16 protein-coding genes are annotated in these 15,034 nt (G+C 68.0%); 1 reads left to right on the forward strand and 15 read right to left on the reverse strand.

Features of this window, described 5'->3' with window-relative positions:
- Positions 1 to 31: 31 nt before the first annotated feature.
- From IT780_RS32915 to IT780_RS32955, 10 genes are all read right to left on the reverse strand, one after another.
- Entirely contained in the window at positions 32 to 694 is a 663-nt protein-coding gene (locus IT780_RS32915) for a GGDEF domain-containing protein (RefSeq protein WP_199515730.1), read from the reverse strand.
- 67 nt (positions 695 to 761) lie between these two features.
- Positions 762 to 1,112: a hypothetical protein gene (locus IT780_RS32920; protein WP_199515731.1), complete on the reverse strand. Its 351-nt coding sequence runs from the start codon at positions 1,110 to 1,112 to the stop codon at positions 762 to 764.
- Between the two features lie 56 nt (positions 1,113 to 1,168).
- Positions 1,169 to 1,579 (reverse strand): hypothetical protein, encoded by a 411-nt coding sequence (locus tag IT780_RS32925; protein ID WP_199515732.1) that lies wholly within the window; start codon positions 1,577 to 1,579, stop codon positions 1,169 to 1,171.
- Between the two features lie 696 nt (positions 1,580 to 2,275).
- Positions 2,276 to 3,145, reverse strand: coding sequence for a hypothetical protein (locus IT780_RS32930; protein ID WP_199515733.1), 870 nt, complete (start codon positions 3,143 to 3,145; stop codon positions 2,276 to 2,278).
- Positions 3,146 to 3,575: 430 nt separating this feature from the next.
- Complete coding sequence (locus IT780_RS32935) at positions 3,576 to 4,562, reverse strand: phosphoadenosine phosphosulfate reductase domain-containing protein (protein WP_199515734.1); 987 nt, start codon at positions 4,560 to 4,562, stop codon at positions 3,576 to 3,578.
- Positions 4,555 to 4,935 carry a hypothetical protein gene (locus IT780_RS32940; RefSeq protein ID WP_199515735.1) on the reverse strand — a complete coding sequence of 127 codons (381 nt, stop codon included), beginning with the start codon at positions 4,933 to 4,935 and terminating at the stop codon, positions 4,555 to 4,557. The genes IT780_RS32935 and IT780_RS32940 overlap by 8 nt, the downstream gene beginning before the upstream one ends.
- The gene (locus IT780_RS42310) at positions 4,863 to 5,783 is read right to left on the reverse strand and encodes a Mom family adenine methylcarbamoylation protein (protein WP_233413888.1); all 921 of its coding nucleotides are present in this window, start codon (positions 5,781 to 5,783) and stop codon (positions 4,863 to 4,865) included. Before IT780_RS42310 ends, IT780_RS32940 begins: the two co-directional genes overlap by 73 nt.
- A gap of 729 nt (positions 5,784 to 6,512) precedes the next feature.
- A complete protein-coding gene (locus IT780_RS32945) occupies positions 6,513 to 6,716 on the reverse strand; it encodes a hypothetical protein (RefSeq protein WP_199515736.1) in 204 nt (67 codons plus the stop codon).
- 528 nt (positions 6,717 to 7,244) lie between these two features.
- Entirely contained in the window at positions 7,245 to 9,023 is a 1,779-nt protein-coding gene (locus tag IT780_RS32950; protein WP_199515737.1) for a ParB/RepB/Spo0J family partition protein, read from the reverse strand.
- Between the two features lie 220 nt (positions 9,024 to 9,243).
- Entirely contained in the window at positions 9,244 to 9,708 is a 465-nt protein-coding gene (locus tag IT780_RS32955; protein ID WP_199515738.1) for a hypothetical protein, read from the reverse strand.
- Positions 9,709 to 10,007: 299 nt separating this feature from the next.
- On the opposite strand from IT780_RS32955, the gene IT780_RS32960 reads away from it, so the two are divergent.
- On the forward strand, positions 10,008 to 10,253 hold the full coding sequence (locus tag IT780_RS32960) for a hypothetical protein (RefSeq protein WP_199515739.1): 246 nt from the start codon (positions 10,008 to 10,010) through the stop codon (positions 10,251 to 10,253).
- A gap of 247 nt (positions 10,254 to 10,500) precedes the next feature.
- Here IT780_RS32960 and IT780_RS32965 read toward each other — a convergent pair whose 3' ends face one another.
- The 5 genes from IT780_RS32965 to IT780_RS32985 form a co-directional block, all read right to left on the reverse strand.
- The gene (locus IT780_RS32965) at positions 10,501 to 11,046 is read right to left on the reverse strand and encodes a hypothetical protein (protein ID WP_199515740.1); all 546 of its coding nucleotides are present in this window, start codon (positions 11,044 to 11,046) and stop codon (positions 10,501 to 10,503) included.
- 145 nt (positions 11,047 to 11,191) lie between these two features.
- Entirely contained in the window at positions 11,192 to 12,337 is a 1,146-nt protein-coding gene (locus tag IT780_RS32970) for a DUF932 domain-containing protein (RefSeq protein WP_199515741.1), read from the reverse strand.
- 192 nt (positions 12,338 to 12,529) lie between these two features.
- Positions 12,530 to 13,162, reverse strand: a complete 633-nt coding sequence (locus tag IT780_RS32975) for a hypothetical protein (RefSeq protein ID WP_199515742.1) — start codon at positions 13,160 to 13,162, stop codon at positions 12,530 to 12,532.
- Between the two features lie 74 nt (positions 13,163 to 13,236).
- A complete protein-coding gene (locus IT780_RS32980; protein WP_199515743.1) occupies positions 13,237 to 13,695 on the reverse strand; it encodes a hypothetical protein in 459 nt (152 codons plus the stop codon).
- Positions 13,696 to 13,807: 112 nt separating this feature from the next.
- A complete protein-coding gene (locus tag IT780_RS32985) occupies positions 13,808 to 14,602 on the reverse strand; it encodes a hypothetical protein (protein ID WP_199515744.1) in 795 nt (264 codons plus the stop codon).
- Between the last annotated feature and the right edge of the window lie 432 nt (positions 14,603 to 15,034).

The raw sequence follows: 15,034 nt of genomic DNA on the forward strand, positions 1-15,034 counted from the left end.
CCGCCCCGGGGGGTGGGGCGGGCGCACCGGGTCAGCGCGGCGCGGCGTCGCGGAAGGAGCGGCGGCCGGTGGTGGTGCTCGGTTGCGGCATGGTCATGCCGGGCATCCAGACAGCGGGGTTCGGGCCGTCGCTGTGCTTGGCGTGGAACATGGCGTGGTCGGCGCGGCGGATGAGTTCGTCGGGGTCGTTGGTGTCGTCGGCAACTGCTACCCCGATGCTGATCTCTACGGGGATGGTCTCGGCGAAGTAGACGAACGGGACTTCCGACATGTAGCGCAGTGCCGTGCGGGCGACCAGGGCGGCGAAGCCGAGGCCGCCGCCTTCGACGATGATGAGGAATTCGTCGCCGGAGTAACGCGCAACCATGTGGTTGTGGGGCTGCACGGCTTGGTTGAGGCGGTCGGCGACGTAGCGCAGGGCGGCGTCTCCGGCGGCGTGGCCGTAGGTGTCGTTGATGGCTTTGAAGTCGACGATGTCGACGAACGCCACGCTGAGGTGGGTGCCGTCGGCGAGTCGGGCTTTGATGCGGTTGTCGGCTGCCTCCCGGTTGGGTACGCCGGTGAGCTTGTCGGTGGTCGCCCGGTAGAGCAGGGCGGCGATCGTGAAGCGCAGCTGCACGAAGACGATGTATCCGCCGGTGACGGTGGCGATTTGCAGCAGGACTGCGAGCGCGAGCAGGGCGGTGACGGCCACTGCGGGTCCTTTCGGTAGTGGTGGTGATGTGTGCCGGGTTGGCCTTTGCCCAACCTCCCCGACACATCTAAATATACACTGCTATTGATTGTGAGGGAATGCTGTTGGCCTGACGGTTCGGACTTTCTTCTTGCCAGATGGTCATTGCGTAGCGCTCGCCGTGCAGTGTGGATCCGCACGCGCCGCACGCGGTGGTGGAAAAAGTGTCGTGGTCGCAGTCGCATCCCTCGGCGCGGTCTTCGGGAGTGCAGGTGTCGGCGTGTTCTTCGCTGAGGAGTCCGAGGGTGACGGTTTCGCCGCGCTCGATGAGGTTGAGGGGCGTGGGTTCGCTGTCGGGCCGGTCGGGGTTGTATTCGCCGTTCGCGTGGGCGTGCGTGCAGTCGATGCAAGCCCAAATGTTGGCAAGGATGGTCGCCATTGATGCCGCCTCGTGTTGAGGGGGGTGCGCCCGGTGGGTGGGCGCACCCCGCGTGGTCAGAGGGCTGGTGGGGCGTTGACGTCGATGGCGATCGGAATTCCGTTGCTGCCGGTGTCGATGAGGTACATGCGGACGCGCATGCCGTTGTGGATGCCCTCGATGCCGTAGATGGTGTAGGTGCCGGTCTCGGGGCCGTCGGGCAGTTCGATGAAAGAGTTGATCGCGGCGGCGGTGGGCCTGATCGCAAGTTGTGGGTAGACCGCTTGCAGGAACAGTCCGGGCGAGAGCGGCATCGTGCCGTCAGGCTCCCGCCAACTCATCTCGTCGATGGCGGCGGCGATGCGGGCTCGCTCGCGGTCGCGGTCGTAGTCGCCGTGGAAGCGGCGTCCGTCGGCGAAAGCTTTGCGGATGAATTCTTCGCCGAGTTCGGACCAGTCGCGGGAAGGGTCCGCATTGTTGGCGGTCACGTCGTGCCTTTCGGGTTGTGGTGGTGATGCGTGCCGGTTCGGCCTTTGCCTAACCTCCCCGACACGTCTAAATATACACTGTGAAACGTGTAGTGTCTATTCCCGAAAATTGTTTCTGTGAGTACGGCGCGTTTCTGGGCTTGCTGATTCCGTGGGGCGGGCGGGTTTTGTGCCCTGAGGCGAGAGGCGCGCGCGGTGCCGGAGTTGCAGCACGCCTGCGCGGGGTTACCCCCGTTTTTCGGCGGCGCGGGCGAACTTGTTCGCTTTGGCGCGCGCAGTGGAGGTCAAGGTTGGACGCGGGAATGGGGAAAAGATCATGGGTGGTTTTCCCGTGATGTTTTCGTCATTGTCGTGGCCGGCCTTGACCGGAGCGAGCACGTCGGTAGCCTCCTGGGCCCGTGCCGGCGGAACGCGGGGGTTGGGTTTGGGAAAGCGTCGGCGGCCGTAGGCCGTTTCCGTTTTCCCGGGCCGGTCTGCCGGCCCGGCTATGCGCCGTGCGGCGCGTCCGGTAGCCGGGCCATGCTGTTGGCTGGCGTGGGTGACCACACAGGCAGGTGAAGGTTGGTCCCGGTGTGGGTGCGAGCGCTAGCGAGCCGCCGGGACCGACCGGCTGCCGCGGGAGCTGCGGTCTGTACTCCGATGGACCGGGGCAAGGATGATGTTGATCGGCTTTGCTTTTGACCGAGCTCGTTGCCTTTACTGCTCGGCCTCGTCGGCGATGGTCCAGAGTGTGCGGCGTTTCCACTTGCGGGTGGTCGACGCAGTGAGTGGCACGTCGGCGCGCTCGAGGATGGCCGGGGTGAGGCCGGAGGGGTGGCGGTAGCCGAGTACCCGGGCGGCTTCGGTGGCGCCGACGAGTTCATCGGCGTCGCCGGCGCGGTCGACGGTACGGGGCTCGGCGTCTTTACGGCGGCCGCGGCGGGCCGGGCGCATGTCGGCGGCCTGCCAGACCGTGCTTCGACGGAAGAACTGCCGCGTGCCTCCGGCGGGCAGAAGCTGATCGTCGGCGGGGTCGTGCAGCTGTTGCAGGTTGCTCCACACCGTGGAGTTGTTGAGGTGGCTGACGTCCTGGTAGCCGAGGATCTTCGCTGCCTGGGTTTTCGTGACGAGCTCGTCGGGGTCTCCGGTGCGGTCGACCTCGGTGAGCTGGGCGCGGCTGGCCGCGGCCCGGTCGGCGAGCCAAGTGTCGACCTCGTCCTGGTAGTACCAGCGATCGTGGACGGGGTCGGGGAAGCCGTTGTCGGCGCGGTTGGTTAGCCAGTTCGCGACCGTGGGGACCGCGGCGCCGGTGTGGGCGATGATGCCGGCGCGGTCGAGCGCGGTGCGCCCGCCGATGCTGGTGGTGCCGGCGGCGCGCACGGTGTCGTGGAATTCCCACAGGGTTCGCCGCTTCCACCGGCGGGTGGTGCCTTTCCCGCGTGGGACGTCGGCTCGGTCGATCAATGTCGGCGGTAGTTTCTCCGGCCGGCTGTAGCCGAGCACGCGGGCTGCCTCGGTGGCGCCGACGAGTTCGTCGGGGTCGCCGGTGCGGTCGACGGTCGGGTGGTCGGCTACGGGGCTGGGCATGCTCTGATAGTGCCGTATTCGGGCTCGTGCGTGCACCGCGCCGGGTGTCCGGGCCACGGCGCGTCGGTCCGTCGCGCTCCGTGTGGTGGTGGTCACGGTGGCCTTTCCGTTCTGCGCGGTGTTGGGGCGGCGTGTGTGCTGCGGTCGCGGGCTGTGTTGAGCGATGCTGTCCGCGGTGGGTAGCATTGGCGGTGACAGTCTGCCAGCGGCCGGTTCCTTTAGGGGTTCCTTTCGATGGTGGTGATGTTAAGTCGGCCGGTGAACTTTGCCGGTTAATTCCTTCGGGAATGTTTCTCCCTTCGGGGCTGAACGCCGGCCGACGCTAAAGGCCTTCCTCGATCATGGCGGTGGTCCTTGCGGCGGGCCGCGAGCCCGTTGATGCCGGGGGTTCACGGTGTGCCGGCAGCGGCGATACGTTCGCGCAGCGCCATCACGGCACACACAGCCCGAGCTTCTTGACTATCGGGTGGGTTCGCGCCGCCTCGATGATTTGCGTCATCGTGCGGCGGTCCTGGAAGGTGCGGCCTGTCATGGCGTTTTTGGCGCCGGCGGCCGTGGCAGCTTTCCCGCGGGCCAGATTTAATTGCTCGAGGGTGTGGTACTGGGCGGCGACGTCCGGCCGCAGGGCGGCGGCGAGGACCAGGTCGTCGAATCCGGCCAGGACGCAGAAGGAGCAGCTCAGCCTTCGCATCCCGGCGTCGTATGCCCAGTGGTGCGGCAGCCCTGATTCGCGGATTGCCGCCCACACCTGCTCGGTCGACCAGTGGTGGATTGGGTACCACTCGTCGACCAGGCGCATGGTGTTGCTGCGCTGGTTCAGGTTGAACGGTGTCCGTTTGGCGCGCTCGTCGGATTCGGCGGCCCGGAACCCGAGCATGTAGAGCAGCCGCGGTGGCCGGCCGAGGTCACCGAGGCGCTTGTACTCGGAGGTGATGGTCGTCCCGCCCGGCCCGGTTTTGTGTTCCGAAGTGCAGAAGCGGTTGCCGTTGTTCGGGAACCGGCCGCGGCGCTCGATGTGGTCGAGCAGGTCCTTCTCGTGGGGGTACTTGACCGGGTTGCGGCTCGTGACGACCAGCCGCAGGCCGAGACGCTCGGCGTGCTCCTGCACCAGCTGGCGGGTGCCGGGCCGGACCCCGAACGCCTGGACCAGGGCCTCGGCGCTCGGGCCTATGTCGGCGGTGCCGGGCCACGTCACCCGGTCGCCGAGCGCGTTGTACTGCACGACGAGCCGGTCGATCGGGTAGCTCTGCTCGAGCGCCAGTTGGTAGACGGCGATCATCATGGCGAGTGAGTCCTTGCCGGCCGATGCGTTGATGATGCCGCCGTCGTAGTCCCACAGGTTGATCTTCGGGATGTCCGGGTCGAACAGGGTTAGCTGTTGTTCGGCCTCACGACCGACAGCATCTAGGTCAAGCATCGCGCTCTCCCGTCTTGAGCGCGCAGTGACGCGAGACTCGGTTGGTGAGGTCTGTCAAGGAAGCCTCGTCGGGCACGCCGTCGGCGTTGAGGTTGAGCTTCACGACAGACACGTCCATCGGGTGCTGTTGCTCGGCGTCGCGGGTGACCAGGAAGCTGACGAGGAGGAACGGGGGTGGCTGTGTGGTGAGGCTGGTGTGCAGGTCGGGCTGGTCCATCAGGCACGGCTCCGGAGCGATGTCCTCGCCGGCGAGTGCTCGCCTGGCGATTTCCTCGAAGCCGTATGCCCCGGCGATGTTGCCTAGCTTGGCGGCTCGGGCCTGGATGTGTTCGAGCGCCTGGCGGAGCCTGGCGTCTTCGGTGTTCTCAGACATCGGGTAGCTCCTTGGGTTGCGGGTCGGCGGTCAGCGGGTAGGGCTCGCTGGGTAGGCCGAGGGGTGTGCGGCGGCGGGTGACCCGGCCGCCGAGGCGGGCGACGAAGCGGTGGTTGCGGGGGGTGTCGGACTTTCCGTACGCCCACCTCTTCGAGGGCGTCTCGGAGCCAGCTGGCGTCTGCCGGGCCGGGCGGCGGCGGGGTCGCGCCGAGAGCGATGAGCCGCCGGATCTGCCCGGCGGCGCCGGCCTCGCTGCCCCGGATTTTCTGGGCGGATCGGTCGGAGAACACGGTGCCGTCGGGCAGGAAGGTCAGCGTGCGCCGGGTGGCCCTTTTGCAGTAGTCCAGGCCGAGGGCGCGGTAGAAGATCCCGATGTGGCCGGGCATGCCGACGGCCGGGCGGGGCATCGGATCGGAGAACGCGACCACCCCGCGCAGGCCGTGCGTCGCTGCGTCTCGCAGGACGCGGCGTACGAACCAGCTCTCTGCGTTGGCGGGTACCTCGTTGAGCAGCACCACTCTGGACAGCTCTGCGCCGGTGCGGTTGGTGAGCGTCGGCAGCGGCTTGGTGATGACCCGCGGGTGCATCGGTTCGCCGAGCACGGCGACGCCGACGAGGTGGTGTCGCTCGAACATCCCGTATGCCAGCCGGCCGGCTGGGTACGAGCGGGAGTAGTGGTGCTGCAGTACGAATGCCTTGGCGATCTCCTCCGGGATAGACAGGACGGTGTAGCGGCGCTGGTTAAAGCCGCCTTCGCTGGTGTGCCGCCAGGAAGGGATTCGTTCGGTAGTGCGCAGGCACCACCCGGAGTCGTAGAGCGCGGTCTCGACCGCGAGTATGTCGAGCACCTCAGAACCTCATTTCGATCGTGGACGGGTTGTCCCTGCGGTGGCGGTGGCCGCGGTGGTGCGGTGGGCTTCGGGGTTGCTCCGGTTCGGGCGCTCGATGCGCCCCAACCGGATCCCGGCGCCGCAGCACCGGGCTGGCCCGTCCCGGGGTTGCCGTCGGCGGGTGGACGGCGTTTGCGATAGATCGGTGCCGGGTGGACTGGTGGGCAGGCGGGCCACGGGGGCTCGGTGCCGAGGTGGCGGGGTTGTTCTTGGGCTTGGCCTGGCGGCGATGAGTGCGGCAGCCCGGGGCCCGCGTGCTCGATGCACTGCGGACCCGGTCGGTGAGATTGGTGATATCGCCGATTTGCTCACGGAAGCGGTGTTCTTCTGCTCCGGCGTGGGCGTAGCGGTCGGCAACATGGCGAGCGGCGCGCCCACTGCCTTTGCCGGCGCGGATGCAGAGCCCGCCGCGCCGTAGTTGTTGCCTTCGCATCCCGGTGTGGCGCGCCTAGCGGTGCGGCAGCCCGACTCGGGGATCGTCGCTCACACCTGTCGCCCGGGTTGGCGACCGCGCCTTCGAATGAGTCAAGATCCAGCATCACGGCACCCACAGCCCGAGCTGGTCGGCTACCGGGTGGGTCCGCGCCGCCTCGATGATTTGCGTCATCGAGGCGGCGGTCCTGGAAGGTATGGCCCGTCATAGCGTCTTGCGCCTCTGCGAACTTGGGTCGTGGCCTTCGGCGGGTGTCACCACGGAATCAGGGCACGGACCTGGGCTCTCTCGGCGTCGGAGAGGTTGGCCCAGGTGTACGGGAATCGCTCGGCGCCGTCGCAGCCGGAGGAGTCAAGCCCGATCGCGTCGACGAGTTCGGCGGGCAGGTTGTCGTGAGGCCGGGCGATGTAGATGTTGATGTCGACGTGGGAAAGGTCGATGTTGGGAAGCGCATCCATTGTGTTCTCCTCGGTTCAGATGTCAGGGCATGAGGGTCAGGCCGCGCCGGCAGTACAGGTGACGGTTTCGGCGTCCGGCAGGCCGATTCGGTTGGCACGGGGAGCGCCTCGGTCTCGCGTTGTTCCTCGTCGGCGGTGCAGCGCACGGTTTGCCGGTAATCGGTCACGACGTTCTCCCGTAGCTCGGCCAGCGGGGTTGCTGGATGAGATGTGCACGGGTGGGCCCCGCAGTGGCGGTGGCCGCCGTGGTTCGGTGGGCCGGGGGTTGTTCCGGTTCGGGCGCTCGATGCGCCCGAACCGGATTCCGGCGCCGCAGCAGTGGGCTGGCTCGTCACGGGGTTGCTCGCTGGCTGTCCCGGGCGCGGTGCCGAGATGGCGGGGTTGTTCTTGGGTTCGGCCTGGCGGCGATGAGTGCGGCAGTCCGGGGGCAGCGTGCTCGATGCACTGCGGACCCGGCCCACGGCCGCGCCGCGCCGGGCTGCGGTGATGGTGCGGGTCGGGGGCCGGTAGCGGCCCCCGACCCTGGGATCAGGCGGCGAGTGGAGCTGCTTGGTCGCTGCCGTCGTCGTCTGCGTCGGACTGCGGTGCGGTGACCAGCAGAGTCAGCTCCGCCAGTTCCTCGGCGGCGGTCGTTGCGGGCTCGGCGTCGTTGTGCGGTTCGGCGGCGATGCTGTCGTCGGTCGGGCCGTCGGGCTCGGTCTGGTCGCTGACGGGTTCGGGGATGTTGGCGAGTTCGGGTGCGTCCGTGGTGTCGACGTGCGTGACCGTCTCGGTTGCCGGGCGCTTACGGCGGCGCGCCCCGCTGTTCCACGCCATGGTGGGGTGAGCGTCGATGATGATCTGCTCGACCTCGTCGGGGTCGTAGCCGTTGTGGACGCAGAAGCTCAGCCACAGGGCGACGGTGGCATTCGAGGCACGCCACGACTCCCGGGTGATGCGGCACTCGATGGCGGCGGCCACGCTGGCCAGGGTGAGGATCTGGTACCGGGCCTCGCTGATGCGGGCCGGGACGTTACGGCTGCCGGGCTTGCGGCGCTTGCCCGGGTGGACCAGCTCGTCGAACATGGCCCGGCCCTCCTGGCTGGCGCGTGCGCCGAGAGCACCCGGGTCACGGTCGTGGATTTCGGCCAGGAACTGGGCAGTGTCCTTGGGAACGCTCTTACCGGCCAGCATGGGGGCGATGAATTCACTGCGACGCACAGGATTTGCCGCCTCCATCGCCTTGTTGTTGGCGATGATCCGTTTGCGATCGGCCTTCTCCTGCTCGCTCATCGCCCCCGTCCGGGCGGCGGTGATGGCCTTGTGGCCATGACCGCGCCAGCCGGTGCAGTAGTGCGACTCGCTTCCGGTGCTACTGAGGTACACCCGGTGGCCGGGGCAGCCGGTGTGGCCCTCGACGGTCAGCGGGCCGTCAGCGTTGCGCAGCTCACGGAGCTGGCGGATGTCCTTGCTCTCGTAGTACGACGGCGTCACCTTGAGCAACGTGACTCCGGCTGAGGTCAGCTCGGCCGTACGCGCGGCAACCTTCTGCCGTGTGGCCCGCTCGTTGCGCTCGTACTCGACGGTTCGGGCGAACGCGTGCGGGCTCTGCGTGGCCGCGTCGACCAGCCGCTTCACAACCCGGTCGTCTTCCTCCTGGAACTCCTTCAGCATGGCCTGCTGGATCAGGTTCAGATCTGACTTGCGCACCAGGTCGGCCATGGCGGGATCGAGGGCCGCTACCGCGCGGCCAGCGCGGACCTCCTCGATCTGGAAACCGGTAGCGGTGGCGATGTCGGCTTCGCTCAAGCCGTCGAGAGCGAGCTGTTCGATGCCGCGTGCCTGCTGCGCGGAGGTCGGGTCCTTGCGGTGGACCTGCCGCAGCATCACGATGCGCTGCGCCCGCTCGCCCGCGTAGTCCCAGCGGATGATCGCCTGGATGAACTCCTGCGCGGCCTCCTGGGCGGACCAGTAGCGCTGTTCACCTTCCACGATGACGAAGATCTGCTCTTCGACCGGCGTGCTTTCGGCGAGCGCCCGCTCGATGGTCGGCGCGACCGTGATGGGCTGAATGAGGCCGTCCGTGCCGTCCTCGATGAGGTTCTGCGTGATGCCGGGGATCGCGGCGGCGTCGTCACGGATGTTGTTCTCGTTGACGATGACCTGTGCCATCGCCAGCATCTTGTACGCGCCCGGGAGCGCGGGTGCTGCGGTGTCGGCCGCAGCGGGGCTCGCGGAGGCGACCGGCGCGGAGGCGACCGGTGCGGTGGCGTCGGGCTGCTCGGTGGTGGTCTGCTCGGTGTCGAGTGGTTCGGCCGTGATCGTCACGGTGTCTCTCCTTGGATCGATGGTGATGTGTTCCGGTCCGGGTCCGGCTTTGCCCTCCGGGCCTGCTCCGGTGGTCGGGGTTCGCGTCGGTGCGGCTGTGGGCCGCGACGCGGGTGCTGGGGTGGGGGGGGGGGCCCCCCCCCGCGCCCCCCCCCCCGGGGGGGGGGGGGGGGGGGGGGGGGGGGCGCCGCCCCCCCCCCCCCCCCCCCCACCACTGGTGTCAGCGCGGGTCGAGGGCGGCGGCGATCCCGCCGCCGCTGATCCACTCGCAGAGCTGTGCCGTCAGGGCAGCGCGCCGGGCCAGCGTGACGAAAGGAATCTCGCCGTCGCGAAAGCAGAGCGCGAGCACGAGGACCGCTCGCCATGCGGAGACAGCGGCAGCGGCGAACGGCGCGTACCGGCAGGTCTCCGTGGCGTTGAAGGCGAGAACATCGACCAGGCCGTGAGCCAGCAGGTCCGGCACCTGCTCCCAGGTCGTGACCGGCTGGAACAGGACCGTGCTGTCAACATCGGACTCGTGTACGACCGTGCGGTACGCCCGCAGCATTTGCTTGCGGGTCGACTCGATGAGGGTCAGGGCCTCGTTTTTGCCCAGTGGGCGGATACCCAAGCCGCCGAGGTTGGCCAGCGGGAGGGGGATGACAAACATGTGGTCGCCCGGTTCCGGGAGTTCGCTGTGGTGCATGTGTGGTGCCTTTCTGTGGTGGTGATGTGGGTGTCGGGTTGGCCTTTGCCCAACCTCCCCGACACATCTAAATATACACTGCTCAGGGTTGGGTGTCCACCTCGGATCCCGCCCTGAACAGGTCTTTCTCAAGATCCTTTGCTTCCGGCCATGAGCCGCAGTCCTGCCCGTCGCGCCGCTCCCTGGTAGGCGTCCTGCCCTTTCTTGGCCGGCGGGGGCGAACTTGTTCGCACCGGTTGCGGGCGTTGGCTGTCCAATCCGGGCCGGGGGTTTCGGGTAGAAGATCATGCGGGGTGTGCATGATGTTCTACCTGCCCGGCCCGGATTTGACTGACGGCGCACGTGACCCACACTGCCGGGCTCGTCCCGGTGGCCGGGAAAGGGCAAAGGACAGCGCGGCCGCAGGCCGCACCGATCAAAGCCTGAACCGCAACCTTCGGGCGGTGACGATGGTGGCGTCCGGCTGCGTGGCCGGTGCGCTCGGCGCGGCGCTGGCCGGCGGCTGGGCTTCGATGGTGCTGTCCAGGCAATCCGCGGGGCAGTGAACATCGGCGGCGGCACGTCGCGCCGACACGGCTACGTGGGACCAGGGGCACCAGTCGTCGAGGGCGTTGTGGTGGCTGTTCCACTGGTAGGCCGTTGGTTCGTCCGGCGCGGGGTGCTCGGTCATGATCGGGTGTTCCTTCCCGGGTGTGCGGGTCGGGGTGGTGGTCGGGCTGCCGATCGGTGGAGCCGGCAAATGACCGGCAGCCCGTTTCACCACCACGGGAGTGAGGTATGTGTCGAGCGGTGTCAGGCCGCTTGGCGGGCCGGCATTCGCACGCTGGCCGCTACGTCGGTGCGCGTGGGTGCGGGAAGTCCGCACCGGCCGCAGCTGGTGTCTGCCCACAGGTGCGCGGTGGCGTCGGTGGTGACCGGGCATGGGCGGTTGCGCAGCTCGTCGAGTTCGGCGGTGTTCAGGCACGGCGGGCAGAGTCCCCAGGTGGCCGTGGGCGGCCCGGTCAGCGCAGCGGTGCATCGGGCGCATTCCAGGGTGCCTTGCGTGATCGCGGTGGGGATGATGGCGGCGTGGTCTACCCAGTGGCGACTGGCGACGGCCAGCGTCGACCAGGCGGCGGTGAGCCGCAGTCGATCCCACTCGTCGGTGTTCAGGCGCCGTGCCTGTGCCGGGCGGGGGTAGGTGTTGGCGCTCAGGTGGGCTTCGACCTCGGCGCGGCCGTGCAGGGTGTAGGCCCATCCGTAGGCGGTGGCCAGGGCGGCGACCAGGTCGCGGGCGTCGTCTTCGGCGAGGTTGCGCGGCAGGGTGACGCCGTGGGGCAGTCGGACGGTCTCAAGCATGTCGGTTCTCCGCTTGGCTGGTGGGCGAGGGCGCGGCGGCCGTACGCGGTAACTCACGCCCCGGTTGCGTTCGATGCGCCCCGGGCAAGGTTGCGAGCAGGGGGCGGCCCGGCGGAGCGGTAGCGCCGCCGGGCCGCCGACGCGGTCAGGCTGTGGCGGCCAGTTCCATCGCGCGGATGCCGACGCTCTCCATGTCGTACGCGGCGTCCGGGTCGGGCAGCGTCTGCGCGACGCTGGTCACGGCGTGCATCACGCCCCCGGCGGTGAGGTCTCCGCCGACAATGAAGTGCTCGAAGATCGCCTCACGCTCGGCTTCGGTGAAGCGCAGCGTGCTGGTGACGAACTCGATGGTTTCCTTCGGCTTGCTGACCTTGCGGCCGGCCTTCTCCTCGATCTCGATGATCTTCCTCTCGACGAACTTGACGTCGAGGAAGGTCCGCACGGCGTCGCGAGCCTGCTTGCTGACCAGGTCGAGGTTCGCCTTCTTGGTGTCCTCGCCCCAGCGGATGACGCCCTCATCCATGCGGGCGCCCAGGTGCACGGCGCGCAGGGCGTCGCGGGTCAGGGTCATGCCGTTGTTGCAAACCTGGATCTTGATCTGCGGGGTGAAGGTGTGCGCACCTCCGCCGGTCTCGCCGTTGGTGAAGACGAATCCGGCGAAGACGACCGGGTTGTCCGCGCCGGTCTTCCCGGTGAACGGCGACCTGTAGTTGCTCAGCAGGGCGGGCGCGAGAGAACGGATCTCCTCGGAGTGCACACGCACGATCATGCGGCGCTCGCTGAGGTCGCAACTGACGGTGACCTTCATACCGGAGTCGCGCAGCCCGCGCAGCAGCGCGGTGAGCCCGTCAAGGTTGTCGATGATCCGGTAACCGTCCGAAAGTAGTGCCCGGCCGACGCCGGTCTCGTCGTCGTTGTCGCTGGTGAACCCGCGCAGCAGGTACTTCTTGTCGTCCGCGCGCCGCAACCAGCCGTTGACGTTGGCGTCGTAGAGGTCAACTGCCTGCTCGCGCATCTTGCGCAGGTACTGGCGCGGGATACCGAGCTTCTCGCTGATGCCGCCGTCACAGATGTCGGAGGGCCGGAAGATCTGGTCGCTGGTGGTGACGCCGTCCAGCGACAGGGTTGTACGCGCGCCGCTCACGTGCAGGTTGCCGTGGCTGGCGCTGACACGGGAGGCCGGGACGACCACATCGAACTTGCGGGCCTGCTGACGGTCGAGAATTCCGCCCAGCGTGGGCAGATCCACGTTGCGGGCGGTGAGCTGAATGCCGTCGATGGCGCTGGTCATGGCTGATGCCTTTCTGCGGTGGTGATGGTCAGTGCCGGGTTGGCCTTTGCCCAACCCCCCCAGCACATCTAAATATACACTGTAACTGGTTGGATGTCCATCCGGGACGCTGAAATCGGAACCCGTTCTGCGCTGCAGTCGGCTCGTGCGGCAAGCAGTGCGATCCGGTCGGAGGGTGCACAGCCGGTCTGGCTAGCCGGATTGTTGGTCCGGCCGGTCGGTCTGTCCGGCGGGCGAGGCCAACGGCAGCCGTGCCGGAGGCCGGCCGGGGCATACGTCGAGCTGGGCAGCCGCTGTCAAGGTCTCTCGGATACGCAGCACGCGCAGATCCCCGTCGTCGATGAGATCGTCTTGGACGTATTCACCGGCTGGGTCGAGAATCGCAGGATCCCAGCTATCCGTGACGTCGATCAGTGTGCTGATCGCATCGATTGTCTGCGGCTCGACATAGGGCAGGGCGTCCGTACGGCCGGCCAGTGCTGCCGAAGCCGGGCGGGTGTGGTCATCGCGTCCAGTGTCGTCGGGCTCCGGTGGCTCGTCGCCGAAATGGCTGGCGTTGAACCACAGCAGCCGCCCGTCCGCGTCGCGGATCGACGCGGGGGTGTATTCGAGGCCGTCCCCGTCGTCTCGGCGATGCACGGTGAAGTGCTCGGCGGTCGGAAACAGGCTCAGCAACAGGCGGGCGGCGGTGGCGGCTCGGCGTACCGCGATCCGGTGATGCAACTGGTTCGCGGCGTTGACTTCCTGGGCGCATGCGGGGTCGGCGATCAGGGCCGTCGCTGCGTGCGGATCGGCGAGGCGAAGTTGAGGGCGCAAAGCGTCCACGGGAATGCGCTCCTTGCTGACACCCGGCGCCTCGCGAGGCGCCGGGTGTCTCCTGATGGGGGTCGTCGGTTTGGTCAGGCGGCTTCGACGGCTTGGATCATGGCGGCGACTTGGTCGTCGGTCAGCGGGGTGAGGTAGCTGCGGGGCACCTTCGGGTAGATCCGGGTGGACCCGCCGAGGCGACCGAGTTCGGCGTGGTGCTGGCCCTTGAGTCGCAGTACGCACCACAGCTGTTCGGCTGGCTGTTTCCAGCCGTGTCCCTGCACGGTGACCACCGTGCCGCAGTGCACGGGCGCGACGGGCGGCGCGGCCTGGGCGCCGGCGATCTCCTCGGCGGTCGCCTTGCGCAGCAGCTCGGGCGGGCATCGCAGTGGACGGTCGCCGTTGATCGGGGAAAGTGACCAGTTGACCGGATTGACCCTGGTGATCTCGAAAACGAGTCCTCGATCGCCCGGTCGCTGGTGCTCCTCGGTGATCACCACCAGGTCGCCTTGGAACAGTGCGGGAATGATGTTGGCTTGCGGGTTGTCCATGTCGTCTCCCATGGGATGTCTGGCGGGGTGTTCGTGTGCGGCCGCTAGAGCAAGGGGTGGGCGATGAGCGGCAGCTCATCGCCGCGAGGGGGTTCGTCGAGCGGAGGGCAGGTCAGCTCTCGACGCGAGGCGCGGGCCGGCGTACCGCGTGCTGGTCGACGAGGGCTTCGTCGACAGGGCGCACGATGTCTTCGGTCATCGGCCGACGGCCCCAGTAGGGAAGGTCAACGACGTAGGAGCGGCCGACATACTCCGGCGGATCTTGAGGGCGAAACGGCTCGTTGACGAACGAGTCCGCCACCCGTTCGATGGCGACTGTCGCTCCGGCCGCGAACCCATGGGTGATCTGGACCTGGGTGCCGACTGGGTAGTCGGTCACGAAGGCGACGCCGACGGGGCAAGCCGGGTCGCAGAAGGCGACAGGGCAGTCGTTGGAGTCGAACTCGATGCGGGTGCGGTCACGGCAGGTCACGCCGCACCGCGCGCACCTCTTGTCGTCGTCCTCCTGCAGGAACCGGTACGCGGTGGAACGCAATTCGCCGAGGTTGTGATCGCCCCGTCGCCAGGGCGCAAGGTCGCGCGCGAGTTCAACCGGCGAGGTGTACGGCGGCAGCAGCACGTCGCCCGGCCTGCTGCGGGTCGCGGTGATGGCGGCGATGGCGTCGGCCACATGCAGCGTGGCGGCGGGCAGGATCGTCCAGAACGATGGCGCGAGAGTGCCTGCGGTGAGGTAGACCGAATCGGTGTCCTGCCCCGTGATGCGGCGCGCCCTGCTGAGCTGTCGCTCGCGAGTCACCGACGTGACGAGCGCGAGGTGGTAGGTGCTGCGCTGGTCGACGGTGCGAAGCCCGTCGTTAGGCTCGACTGATTGTGTGACTAGCAGGTCGCCTCGGCGTACTTGTTGCATGAGGGAGCTCCCAAGCTCTGGTGGTGATGTGGGTGTCGGGTTGGCCTTTGCCCAACCTCCCCGACACATCTAAATATACACTGCTCAGGGTTGGGTGTCCACCTCGGATCCCGCCCTGAACAGGTCTTTCTCAAGATCCTTTGCTTCCGGCCATGAGCCGCAGTCCTGCCCGTCGCGCCGCTCCCTGGTAGGCGTCCTGCCCTTTCTTGGCCGGCGGGGGCGAACTTGTTCGCACCGGTTGCGGGCGTTGGCTGTCCAATCCGGGCCGGGGGTTTCGGGTAGAAGATCATGCGGGGTGTGCATGATGTTCTACCTGCCCGGCCCGGATTTGACTGACGGCGCACGTGACCCACACTGCCGGGCTCGTCCCGGTGGCCGGGAAAGGGCAAAGGACAGCGCGGCCGCAGGCCGCACCGATCAAAGCCTGAACCG

It is taken from the genome of Nucisporomicrobium flavum (genome assembly GCF_016464385.1).
Taxonomy (GTDB): Bacteria; Actinomycetota; Actinomycetes; order Mycobacteriales; family Micromonosporaceae; genus Actinoplanes; species Actinoplanes flavus_A.